Raw genomic sequence first — 22,150 nt, 5'->3', positions numbered from 1 at the left:
TCGGAGGGAGGGAAAGAGAATGTCTAAAACCGTCGTTCGTAAAAACGAATCGCTTGAAGATGCTCTTCGTCGCTTCAAACGTACAGTATCAAAAACTGGTACTTTGCAAGAGGCAAGAAAGCGCGAATTCTACGAAAAGCCAAGTGTAAAGCGTAAGAAAAAGTCTGAAGCAGCAAGAAAACGTAAGTTCTAAGAGAGGGTGTAATTTATGAGTCTTCTCGAGCGTTTAAACAGTGACATGAAACAAGCGATGAAAAATAAGGAAAAAGACAAACTCACAACGATTCGGATGGTAAAAGCATCATTGCAAAATGAAGCAATTAAGCTTGGTACAAAAGAGCTTTCCGAAGAAACTGAGTTAACAATCCTTTCTCGCGAAGTAAAGCAACGCAAAGAATCCCTCCATGAATTTGATAAAGCAGGTCGTCAAGACCTTGTTGATAAATTGCGTGCAGAGTTGGCTATCGTCGAACTGTATTTACCGAAGCAGCTTTCCGAAGAAGAGTTGTCAGAAATTGTTAAAGAAACAATCTCTGAAGTCGGTGCAAAATCAAAAGCGGATATGGGAAAAGTGATGGCTGCGATTATGCCTAAAGTAAAAGGTAAAGCAGACGGTTCACTTGTAAATAAATTTGTACAACAACACCTTTCATAATTATTCTGACAACCAAAACCGCAAGCGTTTAGCTTGCGGTTTTTCATTGTTTTGGAAAATTTGAAACTTATTTGTCTTTAAAACGTATACATAGTGTCGACATGAAGGGAGGGGTAATTATGGTTGAGTTTCTAACAAACCCAATCGTTGTAACACTGCTATTAACGATTGCAGGAACAGCTATTGTTTATGAATTGTTTTCATCAAAGTTTGGAATATCAGGATTCATAGGTTTATTTGCACTACTTCTTTTCTTTTACGGACATTTTCAAGCAGGTCTTGCCGGTCTTGGAACAATTATGTTATTTGCGGTTGGGATCATGCTTATATTTTTAGAATTTTTTCTTCCAGGGGCCATTTCGGGCACACTAGGCTTGGCTGCATTAATTGCAAGTCTGTTTCTAGCTGGGGAAAATCCGCTGAATATGGGAATCTCTATTTTTATTGCAATTTGTATTTCGATTACTGTCCTGTTTTTTATGATAAAGGTCCTCCGCAAAAAAGTGGTTTTATTTAATCGAATGATTCTGTTTGATACTGCTAAAAAAGAAGATGGCTATGTATCTAACGTAAATCGAACAGATTTACTAGGTAAAGAAGGTATTGCATTGACAGTCTTAAGACCTTCGGGAACAGCAGTTTTTAATAATGAAAGAATCGATGTTGTAACTGAAGGCGATTTCATTGACCAAAATACTAAAATTACTGTAATAAAAGTCGAGGGTGTACGAATCGTGGTCAGAAAGGTAAATTAATTCGAAAGAGGAGGTAAGTGCGGTGGAATTAACAAGTGGAAGTTTATTTATGATTGGTATTATTGTGGTTGCGTTAATTTTTCTGGGAATATTATTATCATTTGTTCCAGTGATGCTTTGGGTGTCTGCCCTTGCTGCAGGGGTTCGAATCAGTATTTTTACATTAGTAGGGATGAGACTTAGACGGGTTACGCCGAGCAGAGTAGTCAATCCGCTTATTAAAGCGCATAAAGCTGGGTTAAACGTAACAACAAATCAGCTCGAAAGTCATTACCTGGCAGGTGGGAATGTAGATAGAGTGGTGAATGCTTTAATCGCTGCACATCGTGCAAACATTGAGTTATCATTCGAACGTTGTGCTGCAATTGACCTTGCAGGGCGTGATGTCCTAGAAGCTGTGCAGATGAGTGTAAATCCAAAAGTTATCGAAACCCCATTCATCGCGGGAGTTGCTATGAATGGTATTGAAGTAAAAGCAAAAGCGCGAATTACCGTTCGTGCAAATATCGACCGTCTTGTCGGAGGTGCGGGTGAAGATACCGTTGTAGCTCGTGTAGGTGAAGGTGTTATATCCACGATTGGCTCCTCACTTGACCATAGTAAGGTACTAGAGAGCCCTGAACTGATCTCACAAACTGTTCTAGCAAAAGGATTAGATTCTGGTACGGCTTTTGAAATACTATCGATTGATATTGCCGACGTTGATTTAGGAAGAAACATTGGTGCTGAACTGCAAACAGAGCAGGCAGAAGCTGATAAGAAAATTGCCCAGGCAAAAGCAGAAGAGCGCAGGGCGATGGCTGTAGCTACAGAACAGGAAATGAAGGCAAGGGTAGAGGAAATGAGAGCAAAAGTAGTAGAGGCGGAGGCGGAGGTGCCGCTGGCCATGGCAGAAGCATTAAAATCTGGTAATATCAGTGTGATGGAATATATGAATTATAAAAATATTTCGGCTGATACTGAGATGCGCGGATCTATCGGCAAGATGACAGGTGATAAAAAAGACGACCGCTAAACCGCCGATCCATTTTGATCAGAAGGAGGGTGGGACATGGAAACAATAATATTTTTAATTATCGCCGGAATTCTCTCATCGATCTTTGGAAGGGCCAAGGGTAAAAGTAATCCTGGACGAACAAAGCCCTTTACTGCAAAAGGGTTTACTGATATTCGTACCCAAGTTGAACAACAAATGAGGAATAGGTCGGCAAAACCTGGTCAAATCTCTGTAGGTCAGCCTGCAAAAACAGGTAATAATTTGCCGGGTATAGAGGGGAATTATCTAGAAATAAAGCAAAAGCATGTTGTTCCAATAAAACAAATGGAAATGCCGATTGAATCAACTTTACGAAAGGTTGAATCTTCGGATGTTTTACTTGAAAAACCCGATGAAAAAGCGATTATTAATGGGATTATATGGGCTGAAATCCTAGGCGAACCACGTGCTAAAAAACCATATTTTTCGAGAAACCGCTAAAGGAATAATTTCAAAATCCCCTGGTATAAAAGAAAAAGAAGTGCTAGAACCTCCTTTCATTTCATAATATGAGATGAAAGGGGGTTCTTTTTTTATGGCAAAAAAATGGGGCCTGCGTGTCCGGAACTGGATGGCACAAAAAATGGATCTTCCTCAAGATGTCATGATGGATTTGCCGCGAATCACAATGATTGGGCAAATCCATATTTACATTGAGAATCATAGAGGGTTGATCACCTTTACAGATAAAGAATTACGGTTGTTGTTAAAGCAGGGTCAATTACAAATAAGAGGAAAGTCTTTCGTAATCAAAACCATTTTACCTGAAGAAATTTTGCTTGAAGGAAAAATTGATCAGGTCCTATATATAAATGAAAATCCAGGAGGAACAAAATGAAAAACCAATGGATCGAATTCATATCTGGCAAGGTTACGGTTAAAGTATCAGGAAGAGGCATAGAAAGATTCATAAATGTCTTAATCAGAAACGGTCTGATTGTATGGAATGTAAAACGACATGGGACTGAAACGATAACCTTTACAATGAGACTACAGGATGCATTAAAAATTCGGCGATATGCAAGAGAAAGAGAATGCTCGATTACATTCTTAAAAAGGGCGGGTATGCCTTTTTTATTTAAACGCTTATTGAAAAATAGTGGCTTTGTTGGCGGGGCTATTCTCTTTTTACTATTGATTATGTTTTTATCGAATGTCATTTGGGGAATTGAAATAAAAGGAGCAAAGCCAGCTACAGAGTATCAGATTCGTAAAGAATTGGACAAGATGGGAGTGAAAATAGGAAAAGTCCAATTTTTTGTGGATAACGTAGAAGGAATACAAAGGAAATTGACAAATAATGTTGGTAACCTTACTTGGGTAGGTGTGGAGTTAAAAGGGACAACCTATCACCTTCAAGTGGTTGAGAAGAAAGAACCTGAAAAGCCAGAACAACTTGCTCCCCAAAACCTGGTTGCAAAAAAGAAAGCGGTCATTGACTCCATGTATGTTGAAACTGGACAAAAAATGGTCGATATACATGACCATGTAGAAGCTGGGCAATTGCTAGTATCCGGGATCATTGGAAAAGAAGGGCAAACACAGCAGGTTGCAGCCGTTGGAGAGGTTTGGGGAGAAACGTGGTATAAGAGCCATGTTGAATTGCCATTGACCACCAAATTCTTTGTATTCAATGGTCAGGAAAAGCAAAAGTTCTCTTTAATCTTAGGAAAGCTAGAAATCCCTATTTGGGGTTTCGGTAAACCCGAATTCAAGGAATTCGAATTGGACAAGAATATGAAGAAAATTCATTTCCTTAAATGGGAGCTGCCTATTTCGATTGGAAATGAAACATTGAGAGCGCGCGAAGAGACAATCAGAACGTATACGGAGAAAGAAGCAGAAAATAATGCACTTGAATTAGCAAAAGATAAAATAAAAAGTGGGTTGGATGAAGAAGCTATCATTAAAGACCAAAAAATTTTACACAAAGAGTTCAAAAATGGTAAAGTTATCCTAGATATCCATTTTAAGATAATCGAAAATATAGCGGTTGGACAACCAATACCTAAGGAGACTACTGAATGACAGTTAACTTAAAAACAATAAATGTACAACTTGAAAATCCAACAGAAGCGATAGCTCTCTTAGGCAACGCGGATTCAAATTTAAAGATAATTGAAGAAGAATTACAAGTATCCATCGTCACACGCGGTGAGTCAGTTAGCTTATCTGGTGATGAGGAAAGAGTAGTACTTGCCAGTCAAATTCTTGATAAGCTTATTTTTGTCATTAGAAAGGGTGTAACCATTAGCCAAAGAGATGTCCTGTCAGCGATACAAATGGCTCAAAAAGGTACGCTGGATTATTTTGATAATCTCTATGACGAGGAAATTGCTAAGAATGTAAAAGGAAAAGTTATTCGTATCAAGACGCTTGGACAAAGACAATATATAATGGCTATCAGACAAAATGATCTCGTATTTGGCATTGGTCCTGCAGGAACCGGAAAAACGTATTTAGCCGTGGTTATGGCGGTCAATGCGTTAAAGAATGGGCAAGTCAATAAGATCATTCTTACGCGACCTGCGGTGGAGGCTGGAGAAAGCCTTGGATTTTTACCAGGTGATCTAAAAGAAAAGGTTGATCCTTATTTACGCCCCTTATATGACGCCCTGAATGACATTCTCGGTGCAGAACATACACAAAGATTAATTGAACGTGGAACCATCGAAATCGCTCCTCTAGCCTACATGAGGGGGCGTACATTAGACGATGCCTTCGTGATATTAGATGAAGCTCAAAATACCACCCACGCCCAAATGAAGATGTTCTTAACACGTCTTGGCTTTGGTTCAAAAATGGTGATTACTGGTGACCAAACACAAATAGATTTACCAAAAGGGGCTAAGTCCGGATTAATCGCTGCCGAGAAAATCTTGTTGGGTGTCAATGGAATTTCCTTTGTTTTCTTAGAACAAAGTGACGTTGTTCGTCATCCTTTAGTAGGCAGAATCATTGAAGCATATGAAAAGAAACCATTGCAAACTTAAATCTTTGATTGGAGGGATAAACCTGTTTAGGGTTTATCCCTTTTGCCATATAATCATAACAATTGCTTTATAAATATCGCTCATCTTGTATTTGAGGATGAAACTTCAGGGAAAAACTGTTATCATTTTACATAAAGCGTGTTTACATACTAGATTAGGGTTATTTAGTTGCTTTGGGGGGAGTTAGTTGAAGAAAATACAGCAATACTTAATTCAAATAAAAAAGCTTCTAGATTATACCTTCTTCAGAATGTTACTTTTTGTTGTTTTAGGTGTAATCCTATTTATCTCTATGTATGGAAATGTAAAGCCTGAGAAACTTGATATAAGTCTTTTAACGGTAGCAGATAAAACCATTCGATCTCCAGCAACAGTTGAAGATAAAATCAGTACAGAAAAAAAACGACAAGAGGCATTGGATCAAGTTCAGGACGTCTATACATTGAAAAAGGAATATTCCACAAATCAAGTAGATTTAATTACCTCCATATTTGACTCAGCCTCGGAGGTAAATGATGAAATAGAAGATGAAACGAAAAAACAAGGTATACTTGATAAAGACCCTTTTGAAGTGATTGAACCAACTGTTGAAGAAAAAGTGACCATGTTAAAGGAGAAATTAACAGATCGTGTAATAAAGGATCTTTCAGAGCGTGTTTTTAATGCACTGGTACAAGCTAGCAACGATGAATTATCGATTGCAAAGGATCTAACGGTGACAGCCATAAATAATGTGATGAACAAACGAATTTCTGCGGATGACGTAGAAAATGCAAAAAAAAGTTTAGAGGAAGAATTAAAATTTACCACCTTAAATAATGACTTGAAAAATGCAGCGATAGAATTAGGCAGGTATGCTGTCATACAGAATGAATTTTATGACCCAGAGGCAACCGAAGAGCTGCGAAAGCAAGCAGCGGAATCAGTTGAACCGGTAAAAATCCTGCAAGGGCAAATTATTATTGAAGAGGGTAAATTAATTCGTCAGGAAGAATTTCGCCAGCTAGAACTAGTTGGTCTATTAGATAATAAGCAATCATACAAACCGTTCATTGGTTTAATGATTCTTATATCAATTATCCTAACCTCAATTTACTTTTATTTCTATCAATTAAAGGAACATCCAGAAAAAAGACAGACAAATCTTCTCTTGTTTGGGATTGTTTTTATTTTGACGTTTTTCATATTGAAACTTATCAGTATGCTGCAAATTTTTAACTATTCAGGTATTGGTTACTTATTCCCTGCTGCTATGGGTGGAATGCTAATCAAGATATTAATAGATGAGAAGTTAGCGATTCTCTCCTCCATTATCTTTTCGATTTTTGGAAGTATTTTATTCAATGAAGGGGTCTCTGGAACACTAAATTTTTCAGTAGGAATTTATATATTGTTTAGTGCGCTAGCAGGTGTGCTCTTTTTAAGCGGGCAGAATCAGCGCTCAAAAATCCTACAAGCTGGATCACTTGCAGCTGCTGTAAATCTATTCACCATTTGGGCACTAATGTTTTTGCCTAATGGACAATTTTCTGGTTTAGAAATTGGGTATTATATTTTAACAGCCATTTTTTCAGGAATAGGTTCAGCAGTCCTGACAATGGGATTATTACCGCTTTTTGAGACTAGCTTTGGTATTCTTTCAACTATGAAGTTAATTGAGCTTTCTAATCCAAATCATCCGCTTTTACGGAAAATATTAATGGAAGCACCTGGAACCTATCACCATAGTGTGATGGTGGCAAACTTAGCAGATGCGGCATGCGAAGCTATAGGAGCAAATGGTTTATTGGCCAGAGTAGGCTGTTATTATCATGATATCGGTAAAACAAAACGGCCAAACTTTTTTATAGAAAACCAGATGCACCATGACAATCCACATGATCGATTGCAACCGGATAAAAGTGCTAATATCATTATTTCACACGTGACAGATGGGTCAGCTATATTAAAAAAATACAATATGCCAAAAGAAATTATTCATATTGCTGAACAACATCATGGTACGACACTTTTGAAGTTTTTTTACCATAAAGCACTTCAAGATGGAGAAAAGGTAAATGAAGAGGATTACCGATATCCCGGACCAAAACCACAGACAAAAGAATCTGCTATTGTAGGCATTGCTGATAGTGTAGAAGCAGCGGTTAGATCTCTGAATCAGCCTACACCGGAAACCATCGAGTCGCTTGTTAAGAAGATTATTGCCGACCGGCTGCAGGATGGCCAACTAAATGAATGTGATTTAACATTGAAAGAATTAGAAACTGTATCCCACTCTTTTTGTGAAACCTTAAAGGGAATTTTTCACTCTAGAATTGAATATCCAGAAATGACAAAGAAGGCGGTTGAAGTATGAACAAATTGATGATTGATTTAGTAGATGAAACGGGTCAACTGTCAGACGAGCAGATGGAAGACATTGAAAAACTATTGAATTTTGCGGCTGAGAAAGAAAATGTCGAGGACAATAGTGAGGTTTCAGTTACATTTGTGTCTAATGAAAGAATTCACGAAATTAACCGTGAATATAGAGACAAGGACGCCCCTACGGATGTGATTTCATTCGCGATGGAAGAGCTTGGTGAAGGTGAAATCGAATTGATAGGGGCGGAGCTTCCTCGTGTCCTAGGAGATATCATCATCTCCATCCCAAAAGCTGAAGAGCAGGCCAAGGAATATGGACACTCCTTTATCCGTGAACTTGGGTTTTTATCTGTACACGGCTTTCTTCATCTTCTTGGTTATGACCATATGGAAAAGGAAGAGGAAGAAAAAATGTTCGCTCGACAGAAGGAAATCTTAGACGCTTATGGACTCTCGAGATAAGCATGTTCATTTATGGAAGTCCTTTTCTTTTGCCATAGCCGGTATTAAGACAGCTCTTTGGTCTGAGAGAAATATGCGTATCCATTTTTTTGTATCTTTAATCGCTATTGGCTTTTCCATTTTTTTTTCAATTAGTAAATGGGAATGGTTATTTGTTATTGTAGCTATAGGTGGAATCTTCTCGTTAGAAATGGTGAACACAGCAATTGAGCGTGTTGTTGATTTAGTGACCGAGGATTATCACCCACTTGCTAAACAAGCTAAAGACCTGGCAGCCGGAGCAGTGTTTATTTATGCTATTACAGCGGTTGTAATTGGAACCATCATCTTCTTACCGTATTTTTTTAGATGGCTAATTTGAAAAGGTATTGTGAATTAGGTAAAATAACTTATCAGCTTTGTACGAATTAGAAAAAGTTAGCTGACTTTTATGAAAATTCAAATTTTTATATTACTTTTTCGCTACAAGTGATGATTTTGTGACATTTTTAGGGTAAAATAAAGAAAGCGGCAGATCACTGCTGGAAGGGAAGAATGAACTTTGAACATCGAGAAATTAATCGAAGAATCAAAGAAAGCAAGAGAAAAAGCATATGTTCCTTATTCTAAATTTGGGGTAGGAGCAGCGTTATTAACAACAGATGGAAAAGTATATCATGGATGTAATATTGAAAATGCCGCTTATAGCATGTGCAATTGCGCTGAACGTACTGCATTGTTTAAAGCTTATTCAGAAGGTGATCGAGAATTCTCAATGCTTGCAGTTGTGGCTGATACTGATCGCCCTTGCTCGCCATGTGGAGCATGCCGACAGGTAATCTCGGAACTTTGTCACAAAGACATGAAGGTTGTGCTAACTAACCTAAAAGGTGACATTTTAGAAATTACGGTAGCAGAGTTACTTCCAGGTGCCTTTTCTCCGGAGGATTTAAATGCTGAGTAATGATAGTAAAGGTTATAAATCAGGTTTTATATCAATAATTGGACGTCCAAATGTAGGAAAGTCAACATTTCTTAACCGAGTTATTGGTCAGAAAATTGCCATTATGAGTGATAAACCGCAAACTACTCGTAATAAAATTCAGGGTGTATTGACGCTAGATGATACCCAAATGGTGTTTATTGACACACCAGGGATTCATAAGCCAAAACATAAACTAGGCGACTTTATGATGAAAGTTGCACAAAACACATTAAAAGAAGTTGATTTAATCCTATTTATGGTAAACGCTGAGGAAGGATTTGGGCGTGGGGAAGAATTTATTCTTGAAAAATTCGAAACCATTAACACACCGATCTTCCTTGTTATAAATAAAATTGATCAAATACACCCAGATGAATTACTTCCGTTAATTGAATCATATAAAGAAAAGTATCCTTTTAAGGAAATTGTTCCAATTTCAGCACTTGAAGGAAATAATGTGGAACGATTATTAGAACAAATTAAAGTTTATTTACCTGAGGGCCCTCAGTATTATCCGGCTGATCAAGTAACCGATCATCCAGAAAGATTTATTATCACAGAATTAATCCGAGAGAAAGCGCTGCACTTAACTCGTGAAGAAATTCCTCATTCCCTTGCTGTTGTTCTAGATAAAATGGAACGTCAACACGGTGGTAAGGATATTATTCATGTAATGGCTACTGTCATTGTGGAGAGAGATTCTCAAAAGGGCATTATTATTGGGAAACAAGGGAGCATGCTTAAGGAAATAGGAAAACGTGCCCGTGTAGATATTGAAAATCTTTTAGGGTCAAAAGTTTTCTTGGAGCTTTGGGTTAAAGTTCAAAAAGATTGGCGGAATAAAATGTCCCAGCTACGCGATTATGGCTTTAATGAAGATGAATATTAAAATTAAAACCCTAACTAGAATATTTAGTATTAATTAAAATTATGCATGGACAACATTAACAAATTTTTCGTCTTATGATTTTTGCTTGGGCAGGCTATGATAATTGTAAGGTTTGGGATTCTTAAAAAGGCTAGTCTAAACATGAAAGGTGGGGTTTTCGATGATGGATTTTACGTGGAAAGTATTCCTACAAACAGGTAATATTGACACTTATCTTCTCTATAAAGAGCTTGAGAAGGAAAACCAAGAAATACCCGGAAATCAGAATGAAGATCTAGCGCAATTGGATTTTCCCGTTTCATAAGTTTGTCTAATGTATCGGGATGGTGACGGAAATGCTCCAAAAGTGTGAAGGCATTGTCATTAGAACTACAGATTATGGTGAAACCAATAAAATCATCACGTTATACACAAGGGAATGGGGGAAGATCGGTGTTATGGCTAGAGGGGCAAAAAAGCCCAATAGCAGGCTTTCCTCCATTACCCAGCTTTTTACCCACGGTTACTTTCTAGTCCAAAGAGGAACTGGACTAGGCAGTGTACAGCAGGGAGAAATGATTACCAGCCTCCGCGGGATTAGTGAAGATATATTCCTAACCGCATATGCAAGTTATATTGTTGAATTGACTGATAAATGTACGGATGATAGAAAACCAAACCCATTTCATTTCGAACTTCTGTTTCAAACCCTTAATTATTTGAATGAAGGATATGATCCAGATATTCTGATGAATATCTATGAAATGAAAATGCTGAATGTATTGGGCTTACACCCAATTCTAAATCAATGTTCCGTTTGCGGCAGCACAGACGGACTTTTTTCTTTTTCCATTCGGGAAGGCGGGTTTATATGCCACCGATGTATCGAAAAAGATCCATACCATTATAAATTATCGCCATCATCTGTAAAATTATTACGTCTATTTTATTATTTTGATCTCGCGAGATTAGGAAACATCTCCGTAAAGCAAGAAACAAAGGATGAGTTGAAACAGGTTATCACAGCATACTACGAAGAATATTCCGGTCTTTATTTAAAAACAAAGAAATTTCTTCAATCAATGGAAAAATTTCGAAATCAAATATAGTTGACTTATTGACATTTATTTTAGATTTCGATATTATGTGTCTTAATAATAAATAGTTGCTATGATGGAAAAGAGTACTTAGCAATCTCTGTAAAAGCGAACCTAGGATGGTGTGAGCTAGGGTATAGGGACCTAAGGAAGGCGTTCTTGAGCATATCATGTGTGTAAAACACATAAAAGAGGCTGCTATAGACTGGCGGCAAATAGGGTGGAACCGCGGGTAACTCTCGTCCCTATGCTTATCATAAGCATAGAGGCGGGAGTTTTTTTATTTATCATTGGCTGTGTTGAAGCAAGTTTTAATTTTGGCACTCTGTTGAATGGAGCGGAAGGCACGAAGATCCTCGAAAATGCTATCGCATTTTCTTCGTGCGATGCTTATTCGAGGAAGCTTATTCAATGTCCTGCGGGAGGACGGGGCAGGGGAGACCCCGCAGGCGCTTCAGCGCCGAGGAGGCTCCCCGTACCGCCCTAAGGTGCGCGAAGTGCCTGGAGCTCTAATCAACAGAACATTGTTAACACAGCCTTTTTACCAAAATTGAAGAGGAGCTAATCAAAATGAAAGTATCAATGGAGCAAATTGTTTCTCACGCGAAACATAGAGGTTTTATTTTTCCAGGTTCAGAAATTTACGGTGGTCTGGCAAATACATGGGATTACGGTCCACTTGGAGTAGAATTTAAAAACAACATCAAACAAGCTTGGTGGAAAAAATTTGTCCAAGAGTCACCTTACAATGTCGGATTAGATGCAAGCATTTTAATGAACCCAAGAACGTGGGAAGCTTCAGGTCATATCGGTAACTTTAACGACCCAATGATTGATTGTAAGAACTGTAAAGCCAGACATCGTGCTGATAAGTTAATTGAAAATGCTCTTGATGAAAAGGGCATTGAGATGATCGTTGATGGACTTCCATTTGATAAAATGGAGGAGCTAGTAAAAGAACATAATATCGCTTGCCCGGATTGCGGCAGCCATGACTTTACCGGTATACGACAATTTAATTTAATGTTTAAGACTTTCCAAGGTGTAACAGAATCCAGCACAAATGAAATTTTCCTGCGACCTGAAACAGCGCAAGGGATATTTGTTAACTTTAAAAATGTCCAGCGTACAATGAGAAAGAAATTACCTTTTGGAATTGCCCAAATCGGAAAAAGCTTCCGGAACGAGATCACACCAGGAAACTTTACTTTCCGTACACGCGAATTTGAGCAAATGGAGCTTGAGTTTTTCTGTAAGCCTGGTGAAGAGTTAAAATGGTTTGATTATTGGAAGAACTTTGCTGAGCAATGGCTTCACTCATTAGGATTAAATGAAGAAAATTTAAGACTTCGAGACCATTCGGAGGATGAACTTTCCCATTATAGTAATGCTACAACTGATTTTGAATATAAATTCCCATTTGGCTGGGGAGAACTTTGGGGAGTAGCTTCAAGAACGGATTATGACCTGAAGCAGCATATGCAATTCTCTGGTGAGGACTTTAACTATATTGATCCAGAAACAAATGAAAGATATATTCCGTTCTGTATCGAACCATCTCTTGGTGCAGACCGAGTAACATTAGCATTTTTAATCGATGCCTATGATGAAGAACAGCTTGAAGATGGAACCTCTAGAACTGTTATGCACTTCCACCCTGCACTAGCACCATTTAAAGCAGCAGTTCTTCCGTTGTCTAAAAAACTTTCCGAGGAAGCAAAGGAAGTGTTCCAGACATTAGCTAAGCATTTCTCCGTAGACTATGATGAAGCAGGTTCAATTGGTAAACGTTACCGAAGACATGACGAAATTGGTACACCATTCTGTATCACCTATGATTTTGACTCGAAAGAAGACAATATGGTAACAATCAGAGACCGCGACACAATGGAACAAACGCGCGTACCAATCGCTGAATTAGTTACCTTTATTCAAGAAAAAATTATGTTTTAATCTGAATTTAGAGGGTGCGGTCCCTACCGTCCCTCTACATATTGGATTAAATGATGGTGGTGAGAAAAATAGAACTGACCAAACGCCAAGAAACGATCATTCAAATTGTGAAGGACAATGGACCGATTACAGGGGAGAACATTGCTGAACAGCTAAACTTAACTAGAGCAACCTTAAGACCTGATTTATCCATCCTTACAATGGCTGGGTATTTAGATGCAAGACCGCGAGTGGGGTATTTTTATACAGGAAAATCAGGAACTCAGCTTTTGACTGAAAATCTCCAGAAAATACGTGTGAGAGATTATAATTCAATCCCTGTTCTCGTAAAGGAAAATGTTTCGGTATATGATGCGATTTGTACAATGTTCCTTGAGGATGTGGGAACATTATTTGTAGTAGACCAAAACTCTCTTTTGGTGGGTGTGTTATCAAGGAAGGATCTTCTTAGAGCAAGTATTGGCAAACAAGAGCTTACCGCACTACCAATCAACATCATTATGACTAGAATGCCAAATATTACGATGTGTGAAATGGATGACAATTTAATCGATGTTGCAAAATTACTCATTGATAAACAAATTGATGCTTTACCTATCGTTAGGCCATCAGAAAATGGATATGAAGTAATTGGCAGAATTACGAAGACAAATATTACAAAAGCATTCGTGGCATTGGGTAATGGTTAATACATTCACATCTCAATATCTGAATGCATATAATAATAGATTTTCCAGAGGAGCTGTTGAGGAAGAATGATTACGCCTGTCATATATGTAGTTTCTGATTCAGTGGGGGAAACAGCTGAATTAGTTACAAAAGCAGCAATCAGCCAATTTAATGGGTCAGGAATGACATTGAAAAGATTCCCCTATGTTGAGGATAAGGAACATATTGATGAAGTAGTTTCACTTGTAACGATGGACCACGCTATGATCGCTTTTACGTTGGTCAAACCAGATATGCGTGCGTATATGAAGGAAAAGGCAGACGAAGCAGGAATATATGCCGTTGATTTAATAGGTCCGATTATGGACCAAATTCAAATCTTCAGCGGGAAAACTCCACTGTGTGAGCCAGGACTCGTAAGAAAACTGGATGAAGATTACTTTAAAAAAGTCGAAGCCATTGAGTTTGCTGTTAAATATGATGATGGACGCGACCCAAGAGGAATACTAAAAGCTGATATCGTTTTAATCGGCGTATCTAGAACGTCAAAAACTCCGTTGTCACAATATTTAGCTTTAAAACGTTTAAAAGTTGCGAATGTACCGCTTGTTCCAGAAGTTGACCCGCCTGAGGAACTGTATAAGGTTCCTGCAGAGAAGTGCTTTGGACTTAAAATCAGCCCGCAGAAACTAAATAATATTAGGCGGGAACGGTTAATCTCTTTAGGTCTAAATGATCAGGCCAGCTACGCAAATATTGAGAGAATTCGTGATGAATTAACCTTCTTTGAAAAGATAGTAAATAGAATTAATTGTCCTGTTATTGATGTAACCAATAAGGCCGTTGAAGAAACAGCGAATGTTATTCTAAATTACTTTCATAAAAGAAGGGCGTAACACATAATCTTAGATTATGTGTTTTTCATTTAACCATAAAAAACTATGGAAAAGTATAAAAGAATGTACTATAATAAAAAATTGTGATAAAAATGAATCTTTTAGGTTTAGACTTGCATGTATACGAATAAACTATTTATTGTTAGATGTCAAGGGAACCTACAGAAAAAAATTCGACATAAGTCTTTTTGGGCCTGCTCCTAAAAAGTTAGCATCTTAAAGAAGGAATATGCGGAATGATGTAGAATTAATACTTATACAAAAGGCATTCCAACTTTTTTAGATGCAGATTCATGCTCGGTTAAAGAGGAAATTGTCGAAATTGCTTCTACATTTTCCGTGAAAGTTCTTTTTATCGCTTCTTATGAACAATAAGACTACATATGGTAATGCAACATGGAAATATGTTGATTCCAGAAAAGAAGCAGCGGACTTATTCATCATGAATCATACTGCAAAGGGGGATATTACTGTTACACAGGATATTGAACTTACCTCCGTATCACTTCCTAAAGGAGTATGTACCACAACCATTCGGGATTGTATATGATGGATCGGGAATACAAACTGCTCTTGACTTGCGCTATCTATATGCTAAAGCAAGAAGAAGGGGTGTATATGGTAAAGGACCAAAGCCTTTCAATTCTGTTGATCGTTCAAAATTGTGAAGCAACTAACAGAAATTTTGTCGAAAAATGCAGGAATTTAGATTTCTTTGTAGAATAAGTACAATGGAGATGTTTTCATGGCAGAACGGATTGCCGAAGAAAAAATCAATCAAATTCGTCAGTCTGTTGATATAGTTGAACTTATTAGCGAATATATTCAACTGAAAAAACAAGGGCGAAATTACTTCGGATTATGTCCTTTCCATGGAGAAAACTCCCCATCATTTTCCGTTTCATCCGATAAACAAATTTATCATTGCTTTGGCTGTGGAGCGGGAGGAAATGTTTTCTCTTTTTTAATGGAGCTGGAAGGAATCTCATTTCTAGAAGCAGCCATTAAATTAGCTGAAAAGGCTAATATTGACTTACAAGTAAACTTCTCAGGAAATGGGAAGGGGAAGAGTGTTTCTCCGGAATTTCAGTCAATGCTTGACGCACATGAGCTTTTATCTAAATTTTACCATCACTTATTGGTAAATACAAAAGATGGGCAACATGCATTAGAGTATTTGCTGAAGAGAGGATTTACCCGAGAATCGATTGATAAATTTCAAATTGGTTATTCCTTAAATTCATGGGATTTTGTTTACAAATTTCTTACCAAAAGAGAATTTTCTCCTGAGTTAATGGAAAAAGCCGGCTTAATTATCAAACGAGAAAGAGATGGAACCTATTTTGATCGATTTCGAGATCGAATTATGTTTCCGATTTTTGACCGAAATGGAAACTGTATTGCTTTTTCAGGGAGATCTTTGGGGGCCGAGGAGCCCAAATATTTAAATAGTCCAGAAACAGCAATCTTTAATAAAAGCAAAATTTTATATAATTTTCATTTGGCCAAACCCAGTATTCGTAAATTACAGCAAGCAGTTCTTTTTGAAGGATTTGCAGATGTAATTGCTGCTGATAAGTCTGGTGTGGAGAACGGTATTGCAACAATGGGGACCTCCTTGACAGAAGAGCACATCACACTTATACGGCAAAATACCCAATCCATTATGATTTGTTTTGATTCAGACAAGGCAGGAATTGAAGCAGCTTATAGAGCTGGGAATATGCTTATGGACGCGGGTTGTACCATTAAAGTGGCTATGATGTCAGATGGGCTTGATCCAGATGAATATATAAAAAAAAATGGTCCAGAAAAGTTTCGGAACGAGGTCATAGGTGCAAGCCATACATGGATGGCATTTAAATTTCTTTACTTTCGAAGAGGAAAAAATCTTCAAATTGAAGGAGAACGGCTTGCTTATATCGAAACAATACTTAAAGAAATAAGTAAAATGACAAAAGCTGTTGAAAAAGATCATTATTTGCGTCAGCTTGCATCTGAATTTTCGATTTCGTTAGACGCGTTACAACAACAGCTAAAGCAGATTTTCTTTACAGAAAAAAGGAATTCAAGTGGTCAGAATCAGCAGCCAGTTAACAAGACCCGTGTATTGGTCAAACAGGAGAATAAATTAAAGCCTGCACATTATACGGCTGAAAGGCGATTAATTGCCCATATGTTAAAAGATCGGGATATAGCCTATAAGATTCAGGATTTATTGCAGGGCAACACGTTTAATACTGATGAACATCAGGCTATAATAACTTATCTAATTGGTTTTTACGAAGATCATATGAATCCTGACTCTAGTGCATTTTTAACCTATATTCAAGATGAAAATCTTAGAAGAATAGTCGCGGACATTGAAATGATGTCAATTAATGACGAGTTAAGTAATCAAGAATTAACTGATTATATCAAACAGGTGTTGAATTATCAAAAATTGTTAAAGATAAAAGAAAAAGAAGTGGAACTTAAAGAAGCAGAGCGAGAAAGTGATTATAGTAAAGCAGCTGCAATTGCTACTGAAATCAGTCAATTGCGGAAATCGCTATAGATTCCATCTTTAGTGTCTTTGATTCTGGAAGGAGGGGGACATATGGCTGAAAAATCAGCCCGTTCAAAAGAGGCCGAGAATGAATTGACCTTCGAACAAGTAAAAGATCAGTTAACGGTACTGGGTAAAAAAACCGGAGTCCTTGCCTACGATGATATTGCGGAAAGAATGGCAAATTTTGATTTAGAGTCCGATCAAATGGATGAATTTTATGAGTTCCTAGGTGATCAGGGAATCGAATTAGTAGGAGAAAGTGACGAAGAAGATCCAAACCCTAAGCAGTTAGCAAAAGGAGATGACGATGAGTTTGATCTAAATGATCTTAGCGTTCCTCCTGGTGTGAAGATAAACGATCCTGTTCGTATGTACTTAAAAGAAATTGGTCGAGTAGACCTGCTTTCTGCTGAAGAAGAAATAAAATTGGCCAACCGTATTGAGGAAGGCGACGAAGAAGCAAAACGACGCCTGGCAGAGGCTAACCTCCGTCTTGTTGTTAGTATTGCAAAACGATACGTTGGACGCGGTATGCTCTTTCTTGATTTGATTCAAGAAGGGAATATGGGACTAATCAAAGCAGTTGAAAAATTTGACTATCGCAAAGGATTTAAGTTCAGTACTTATGCTACTTGGTGGATACGCCAAGCCATCACGAGAGCGATTGCTGACCAAGCTAGAACGATCCGTATTCCTGTGCATATGGTTGAAACCATTAATAAGCTTATCCGTGTGCAGAGACAATTACTTCAGGACCTTGGCCGCGAACCAACTCCAGAAGAGATTGGCGAAGATATGGATCTAACTCCGGATAAGGTTAGGGAGATCTTGAAAATTGCGCAAGAACCTGTCTCTCTTGAAACACCTATCGGTGAAGAAGATGATTCACACCTCGGTGATTTCATAGAGGACCAAGATGCTACATCACCTTCAGAGCATGCTGCCTATGAGTTATTAAAAGAGCAGCTTGAAGATGTTCTTGATACCCTTACAGACAGGGAAGAAAACGTCCTTCGCTTACGCTTTGGGCTTGATGATGGTCGTACACGTACTCTTGAAGAGGTTGGAAAGGTATTTGGTGTAACCCGTGAACGTATTCGACAAATTGAAGCTAAGGCATTACGTAAATTAAGACATCCTAGTCGAAGCAAACGCCTAAAAGACTTCTTAGAATAGAACCTTAAAAAATAAATTATAGTTTACTTCTTGTAAAAAGAAGTAAACTATTTTTTTGTAATTTGGAAATGAAAGCACTTTCTATTTGCGCATTTGTATTTATTTTACTGAATTGTTTTACACTTTGCAAATAGGTAAAAGTAATCTTTTTGAATAAAATAGCAAATCACTTTTCTAATAATGATTAATCATCAACAATGCCCCAGAGCAGTATGTGTTGCTATTAAGAAAATCGTATTCAAAAATAACATTAATTGGTTGTGAATAGGTATATAGGGGAAAGATAAAAAGGCTGATTTTTTAAAAATATTAGCCATCGATTGTATTTTTTATTAATATTATCGTGACAAAATAAGTTTAGGGCTTTTCCTTCTGATGTTTTTAAAGTAAAATAGTAGTTGTTTGTAGATGAATATTTATTTAAGTGGTACGTACATAAGGGAGGTTATATGATGAATCGAAATCCGGTTATTCCTTACATCCTAATTTTTGTATTTGGAATCGGACTAATGTTCTTATTGTCTTTCAAAGGCCTCGGGGATATGGATGAGCTTGCCAACGAAAAGGAAGGCGGTACTGAGACGGAACAAGTAGCAAAAGCACCTGAAGAAATTTACACAGGTTCTTGTGTCGGCTGTCACGGTGATGCATATCAAGGGGGAATGGGTCCTGCTCTAAAAGGTGTTGGTGACAGGTTATCCAAAGATGAAATCAAAGAGACGATTACGAATGGTAGAGGAAATATGCCAGCTGGTTTGGTTAAACCCGAGGAAGCCGATGCAATGGCTGATTGGTTAGCAAATATTAAATAATGGTTTATTGAAAAGGTCCTTTGCTTCTGTAAAGGACTTTTTTTATACTGGAAGTATTATATAAAAAGTGGTGAATGATTTGAATACAGATAAATTATCAGTTCGGTTAGAAACGGTAGCAAAATATGTTCCCTTGGATTCAAGGATAGCGGATATTGGCTCTGATCATGCGTACCTGCCTAGTTACCTTGCTAAAAATGGACGAATATCTTACGGGATTGCAGGAGAAGTTGCAAAGGGGCCATATCAGTCTGCTGAAAAAAATGTGATGGCAGAAGGGCTTACTGAAGTGATATCGGTAAGAATGGGTGATGGGTTGGAGGTCATTCAGCCTGGAGAGGCAGATTGTATTACCATTGCCGGTATGGGCGGGAGTCTTATTGCATCTATTTTAGAAAATGGAAAAGAAAAATTAGCTTCTGTAAGGAGACTAGTGTTGCAGCCAAATATCAATGCAATTGCAATAAGGCAATGGCTAGTCGATAATGATTGGGAATTGATTGGAGAGGAAATCCTGGAAGAGGATAACAAAATATATGAAATATTGGTAGCTGAGAAAGGAGACCCTTTAAAGCCATATCGTGATGTACCAATTGAAACAGGTCTTTTAGTTGGTCCTTTTCTTCTTCAAGGAAAGGAACAGACTTTTAAGAAGAAATGGTTCTTAGAAATGAAGAATTGGAAAAGAATTTACGAACAGCTTGAAAGTGCAGCACCTTCTGTTGAAACAGAACAGAAAAAACAAGAGGTTGTCAAAAAAATTAGTCTTGTAGAGGAGGTATTGGATAATGAAGAAAGCCAATGGTCATCAAATCATTCAACTTTTTGAACAGTTTTCGCCCAAGGCACTTGCGATGGTAGATGATAAGATAGGTTTACAAATTGGGCGACTAAATAAGAAAATAGATAGAATTATGATTGCTCTTGATGTTCTTGAAGAAGTGATAGATGAAGCCATTGAAAGAAATGTACAGCTAATTATTGCCCATCATCCGCCAATCTTTCGGCCTCTTAAGAATGTCCTAACAGACACAGTACAGGGGAGAATGATTGAGAAATTGTTAAAGCATGATATAGCTGTCTATGCAGCCCATACCAACCTTGATGTGGCTACAGGCGGTGTAAATGATCTCCTAGCAAATGCACTTGGTTTGGAGAACCCTGAAGTGCTGGTACCTACTTACGAAACGAAGCTTAAGAAATTAGTTGTTTTTACACCAGTGAGTCATGCTGACGAGATTAGGAAGGTCCTAGGAGCTATTGGTGCGGGTTTTATTGGTAACTATAGCAATTGCTCATTTTCTACTGATGGAACAGGAAGGTTTTCACCAGGAGCTAACACCAATCCCTATATCGGACAGCAAGGTCATTTAGAAGCAGTTGAAGAAGTAAGAATCGAAACGATTGTACCTGAACATTTGGTAAAAAGGGCGATTAGCGCTATGATAAAGGCCCATCCATATGAAGAGGTTGCATATGATGTTTATCCTGTTGAAAATAAAGGTGAGATTCTTGGACTTGGCCGAATCGGGACGATTAAGGAAATGACACTCGCTGAATTTGCAGAGAGGGTAAAGCAAGCTTTGGAAGTCGATAAGGTTAGGGTGGTTGGCGATTTATCATCACGTGTCAAAAAAGTTGCCGTATTGGGCGGAGATGGAAATAAATATTTCATGAGTGCGAAGTTTAAAGGCGCAGATGTCTACATTACAGGTGATATTTATTATCATACAGCTCATGACGCGATGATGCAGGGATTAAACATGATAGATCCCGGACATAACGTCGAAAAAGTAATGAAAAAAGGACTTACGTCTATACTTTCAAAAATGTGCAAGGAATCTGGCTATGAAGTAGAAATCTTCCCTTCCGAAATAAACACAGATCCCTTTACGTTTGTATAAAAAAACCGGTCATGCGACCGGTTATTTTTTTACCTTTGGTAATATTTTGTTTAACGGTACATTTTTGCGACGTTCCCAAGTAGCTTCGTTGTTTGGATCAAATTGTTCCAAGAATGAAATCACTTCTTTGGTTATGGGTGTTGGAGTTGATGCGCCAGAGGTTACGGCAACATTTTTCGCGTCCTTGATCCAATCAATTTCTAACTCGGAGATATCAGCAATACGATATGCCTTTGTTCCTGCAATCTCTTCAGAAACCTGTGCCAGTCTATTAGAGTTATTGCTCATTGGATCACCAACAACGATGGTCACATCCGCTTCAGTCGCCTGACCAGCCACTGCTTCTTGACGGACTTGTGTGGCCATGCAGATTTCATTGTGAGCTTCAGCATGAGGGTATTTTTCCTGTACCTTTTTCATGGTATCGGCAACATCCCATTGGCTCATGGTTGTTTGATTTGTAACGATTAGTTTTTCACTTGTAATATTTAAGGCTTCCACATCACTTGGTGTTTCAACTAGGTGGACGGCACCTGGAGCCACACCTACTGCACCTTCAGGCTCTGGGTGACCTTTTTTACCGATATAAATAACCTGATATCCCAGTTTTGTTTTTTCCTCTATCAAATCATGTGTTTTGGTTACATCAGGACATGTTGCGTCAATCGTTACAAGGCCTTTCTTTTTGGCAAGCTCCCTGACTTCAGGCGAAATACCATGTGCTGTAAAAATGACAGTACCTGTATCTACTTTCTCTAAAATATCCTTGCGGTTTTTACCATCAAGCGTAATGATACCCTCTTCGGCAAAAGCATCGGTTACGTGTTTATTATGAACAATCATTCCTAAAATGTAGATAGGTCGTGGTAATGATTTGTCTAATGCAGCATTTCTTGCAACTACCATGGCGTCAACAACACCATAACAGTATCCACGTGGTGAAATCTTAATGATTTGCATATATAAAAGTCCTCCTAAGGAACATTTGACTTTGA

General features: G+C 38.0%; 24 protein-coding genes, 1 pseudogene and 1 other annotated feature. Of the genes and pseudogenes, 24 read left to right on the top strand and 1 reads right to left on the bottom strand.

Annotation, left to right across the window (positions count from 1 at the left end; translation table 11 throughout):
• Positions 1–19: 19 nt before the first annotated feature.
• The 24 genes and pseudogenes from rpsU to F4694_RS08670 all read left to right on the top strand — a co-directional run bounded on the left by rpsU (position 20) and on the right by F4694_RS08670 (position 21,155).
• Positions 20–193 (top strand): 30S ribosomal protein S21, encoded by a 174-nt coding sequence (gene rpsU / locus F4694_RS08785; protein WP_007087607.1) that lies wholly within the window; start codon positions 20–22, stop codon positions 191–193.
• Between the two features lie 15 nt (positions 194–208).
• A complete protein-coding gene (locus F4694_RS08780; RefSeq protein ID WP_179596883.1) occupies positions 209–655 on the top strand; it encodes a GatB/YqeY domain-containing protein in 447 nt (148 codons plus the stop codon).
• 119 nt (positions 656–774) lie between these two features.
• Complete coding sequence (locus F4694_RS08775) at positions 775–1,410, top strand: NfeD family protein (protein WP_179596881.1); 636 nt, start codon at positions 775–777, stop codon at positions 1,408–1,410.
• A 49-nt stretch (positions 1,411–1,459) separates the two neighbouring features.
• Positions 1,460–2,425 (top strand): flotillin-like protein FloA, encoded by a 966-nt coding sequence (gene floA, locus F4694_RS08770; RefSeq protein ID WP_179597127.1) that lies wholly within the window; start codon positions 1,460–1,462, stop codon positions 2,423–2,425.
• Between the two features lie 36 nt (positions 2,426–2,461).
• Entirely contained in the window at positions 2,462–2,887 is a 426-nt protein-coding gene (locus F4694_RS08765) for a hypothetical protein (RefSeq protein ID WP_179596879.1), read from the top strand.
• A gap of 94 nt (positions 2,888–2,981) precedes the next feature.
• Positions 2,982–3,284, top strand: a complete 303-nt coding sequence (yqfC, locus tag F4694_RS08760) for a sporulation protein YqfC (protein WP_179596877.1) — start codon at positions 2,982–2,984, stop codon at positions 3,282–3,284.
• Entirely contained in the window at positions 3,281–4,474 is a 1,194-nt protein-coding gene (yqfD, locus tag F4694_RS08755; protein WP_179596875.1) for a sporulation protein YqfD, read from the top strand. The genes yqfC and yqfD overlap by 4 nt, the downstream gene beginning before the upstream one ends.
• The gene (locus F4694_RS08750) at positions 4,471–5,439 is read left to right on the top strand and encodes a PhoH family protein (RefSeq protein WP_179596873.1); all 969 of its coding nucleotides are present in this window, start codon (positions 4,471–4,473) and stop codon (positions 5,437–5,439) included. The genes yqfD and F4694_RS08750 overlap by 4 nt, the downstream gene beginning before the upstream one ends.
• A 187-nt stretch (positions 5,440–5,626) precedes the next feature.
• Positions 5,627–7,795, top strand: coding sequence for an HD family phosphohydrolase (locus tag F4694_RS08745; protein ID WP_179596871.1), 2,169 nt, complete (start codon positions 5,627–5,629; stop codon positions 7,793–7,795).
• A complete protein-coding gene (ybeY, locus tag F4694_RS08740; RefSeq protein ID WP_179596869.1) occupies positions 7,792–8,265 on the top strand; it encodes an rRNA maturation RNase YbeY in 474 nt (157 codons plus the stop codon). The genes F4694_RS08745 and ybeY overlap by 4 nt, the downstream gene beginning before the upstream one ends.
• A complete protein-coding gene (locus F4694_RS08735; RefSeq protein ID WP_179596867.1) occupies positions 8,249–8,626 on the top strand; it encodes a diacylglycerol kinase family protein in 378 nt (125 codons plus the stop codon). Before ybeY ends, F4694_RS08735 begins: the two co-directional genes overlap by 17 nt.
• A gap of 180 nt (positions 8,627–8,806) precedes the next feature.
• Positions 8,807–9,208, top strand: coding sequence for a cytidine deaminase (locus tag F4694_RS08730; RefSeq protein WP_179596865.1), 402 nt, complete (start codon positions 8,807–8,809; stop codon positions 9,206–9,208).
• Positions 9,198–10,118 carry a GTPase Era gene (era, locus tag F4694_RS08725; protein ID WP_218895566.1) on the top strand — a complete coding sequence of 307 codons (921 nt, stop codon included), beginning with the start codon at positions 9,198–9,200 and terminating at the stop codon, positions 10,116–10,118. The genes F4694_RS08730 and era overlap by 11 nt, the downstream gene beginning before the upstream one ends.
• A gap of 160 nt (positions 10,119–10,278) precedes the next feature.
• Positions 10,279–10,422 carry a YqzL family protein gene (locus tag F4694_RS08720; RefSeq protein WP_179596863.1) on the top strand — a complete coding sequence of 48 codons (144 nt, stop codon included), beginning with the start codon at positions 10,279–10,281 and terminating at the stop codon, positions 10,420–10,422.
• A gap of 31 nt (positions 10,423–10,453) precedes the next feature.
• The gene (gene recO, locus F4694_RS08715) at positions 10,454–11,206 is read left to right on the top strand and encodes a DNA repair protein RecO (RefSeq protein ID WP_179596861.1); all 753 of its coding nucleotides are present in this window, start codon (positions 10,454–10,456) and stop codon (positions 11,204–11,206) included.
• A 52-nt stretch (positions 11,207–11,258) separates the two neighbouring features.
• Positions 11,259–11,444: a binding site (T-box leader), on the top strand.
• 320 nt (positions 11,445–11,764) lie between these two features.
• Complete coding sequence (locus F4694_RS08710) at positions 11,765–13,147, top strand: glycine--tRNA ligase (protein WP_179596859.1); 1,383 nt, start codon at positions 11,765–11,767, stop codon at positions 13,145–13,147.
• A 50-nt stretch (positions 13,148–13,197) separates the two neighbouring features.
• Positions 13,198–13,836: a helix-turn-helix transcriptional regulator gene (locus tag F4694_RS08705; protein WP_374757419.1), complete on the top strand. Its 639-nt coding sequence runs from the start codon at positions 13,198–13,200 to the stop codon at positions 13,834–13,836.
• A gap of 66 nt (positions 13,837–13,902) precedes the next feature.
• On the top strand, positions 13,903–14,712 hold the full coding sequence (locus F4694_RS08700; RefSeq protein WP_179596857.1) for a pyruvate, water dikinase regulatory protein: 810 nt from the start codon (positions 13,903–13,905) through the stop codon (positions 14,710–14,712).
• Positions 14,713–15,076: 364 nt separating this feature from the next.
• Positions 15,077–15,380: pseudogene (locus F4694_RS08695) on the top strand (DUF188 domain-containing protein).
• A 77-nt stretch (positions 15,381–15,457) separates the two neighbouring features.
• Positions 15,458–17,269, top strand: a complete 1,812-nt coding sequence (gene dnaG / locus F4694_RS08690) for a DNA primase (RefSeq protein ID WP_179596855.1) — start codon at positions 15,458–15,460, stop codon at positions 17,267–17,269.
• 42 nt (positions 17,270–17,311) lie between these two features.
• The gene (rpoD, locus tag F4694_RS08685) at positions 17,312–18,439 is read left to right on the top strand and encodes an RNA polymerase sigma factor RpoD (RefSeq protein WP_034675043.1); all 1,128 of its coding nucleotides are present in this window, start codon (positions 17,312–17,314) and stop codon (positions 18,437–18,439) included.
• A 452-nt stretch (positions 18,440–18,891) separates the two neighbouring features.
• On the top strand, positions 18,892–19,251 hold the full coding sequence (cccA, locus tag F4694_RS08680) for a cytochrome c550 (RefSeq protein ID WP_179596853.1): 360 nt from the start codon (positions 18,892–18,894) through the stop codon (positions 19,249–19,251).
• Between the two features lie 79 nt (positions 19,252–19,330).
• Complete coding sequence (locus F4694_RS08675) at positions 19,331–20,080, top strand: tRNA (adenine(22)-N(1))-methyltransferase (RefSeq protein WP_179596851.1); 750 nt, start codon at positions 19,331–19,333, stop codon at positions 20,078–20,080.
• Positions 20,040–21,155 carry a Nif3-like dinuclear metal center hexameric protein gene (locus tag F4694_RS08670; protein WP_179596849.1) on the top strand — a complete coding sequence of 372 codons (1,116 nt, stop codon included), beginning with the start codon at positions 20,040–20,042 and terminating at the stop codon, positions 21,153–21,155. Before F4694_RS08675 ends, F4694_RS08670 begins: the two co-directional genes overlap by 41 nt.
• Positions 21,156–21,176: 21 nt before the next feature.
• On the opposite strand, the gene F4694_RS08665 is transcribed toward F4694_RS08670, so the two are convergent.
• Positions 21,177–22,115, bottom strand: coding sequence for a 4-hydroxy-3-methylbut-2-enyl diphosphate reductase (locus F4694_RS08665; RefSeq protein ID WP_179596847.1), 939 nt, complete (start codon positions 22,113–22,115; stop codon positions 21,177–21,179).
• Positions 22,116–22,150 lie beyond the last annotated feature (35 nt).

It is taken from the genome of Neobacillus driksii, assembly GCF_013409995.1.
Classification (GTDB): Bacteria; Bacillota; Bacilli; order Bacillales; family Cytobacillaceae; genus Neobacillus; species Neobacillus driksii.
This window is presented reverse-complemented; position numbering and strand designations above follow the sequence as displayed.

Coding starts and splice junctions, on each gene's coding strand:
- F4694_RS08765 (WP_179596879.1), top strand. CDS start 2,462: ATGGAAACAATAATATTTTTAATTATCGCCGGAATTCTCTCATCGATC.
- yqfD (WP_179596875.1), top strand. CDS start 3,281: ATGAAAAACCAATGGATCGAATTCATATCTGGCAAGGTTACGGTTAAA.
- cccA (WP_179596853.1), top strand. CDS start 18,892: ATGAATCGAAATCCGGTTATTCCTTACATCCTAATTTTTGTATTTGGA.
- recO (WP_179596861.1), top strand. CDS start 10,454: ATGCTCCAAAAGTGTGAAGGCATTGTCATTAGAACTACAGATTATGGT.
- F4694_RS08670 (WP_179596849.1), top strand. CDS start 20,040: ATGAAGAAAGCCAATGGTCATCAAATCATTCAACTTTTTGAACAGTTT.
- dnaG (WP_179596855.1), top strand. CDS start 15,458: ATGGCAGAACGGATTGCCGAAGAAAAAATCAATCAAATTCGTCAGTCT.
- F4694_RS08780 (WP_179596883.1), top strand. CDS start 209: ATGAGTCTTCTCGAGCGTTTAAACAGTGACATGAAACAAGCGATGAAA.
- F4694_RS08705 (WP_374757419.1), top strand. CDS start 13,198: ATGATGGTGGTGAGAAAAATAGAACTGACCAAACGCCAAGAAACGATC.
- F4694_RS08750 (WP_179596873.1), top strand. CDS start 4,471: ATGACAGTTAACTTAAAAACAATAAATGTACAACTTGAAAATCCAACA.
- F4694_RS08665 (WP_179596847.1), bottom strand. CDS start 22,115: ATGCAAATCATTAAGATTTCACCACGTGGATACTGTTATGGTGTTGTT.
- F4694_RS08720 (WP_179596863.1), top strand. CDS start 10,279: ATGATGGATTTTACGTGGAAAGTATTCCTACAAACAGGTAATATTGAC.
- ybeY (WP_179596869.1), top strand. CDS start 7,792: ATGAACAAATTGATGATTGATTTAGTAGATGAAACGGGTCAACTGTCA.
- F4694_RS08735 (WP_179596867.1), top strand. CDS start 8,249: ATGGACTCTCGAGATAAGCATGTTCATTTATGGAAGTCCTTTTCTTTT.
- yqfC (WP_179596877.1), top strand. CDS start 2,982: ATGGCAAAAAAATGGGGCCTGCGTGTCCGGAACTGGATGGCACAAAAA.
- era (WP_218895566.1), top strand. CDS start 9,198: ATGCTGAGTAATGATAGTAAAGGTTATAAATCAGGTTTTATATCAATA.
- F4694_RS08775 (WP_179596881.1), top strand. CDS start 775: ATGGTTGAGTTTCTAACAAACCCAATCGTTGTAACACTGCTATTAACG.
- floA (WP_179597127.1), top strand. CDS start 1,460: ATGATTGGTATTATTGTGGTTGCGTTAATTTTTCTGGGAATATTATTA.
- F4694_RS08710 (WP_179596859.1), top strand. CDS start 11,765: ATGAAAGTATCAATGGAGCAAATTGTTTCTCACGCGAAACATAGAGGT.
- F4694_RS08700 (WP_179596857.1), top strand. CDS start 13,903: ATGATTACGCCTGTCATATATGTAGTTTCTGATTCAGTGGGGGAAACA.
- rpsU (WP_007087607.1), top strand. CDS start 20: ATGTCTAAAACCGTCGTTCGTAAAAACGAATCGCTTGAAGATGCTCTT.
- rpoD (WP_034675043.1), top strand. CDS start 17,312: ATGGCTGAAAAATCAGCCCGTTCAAAAGAGGCCGAGAATGAATTGACC.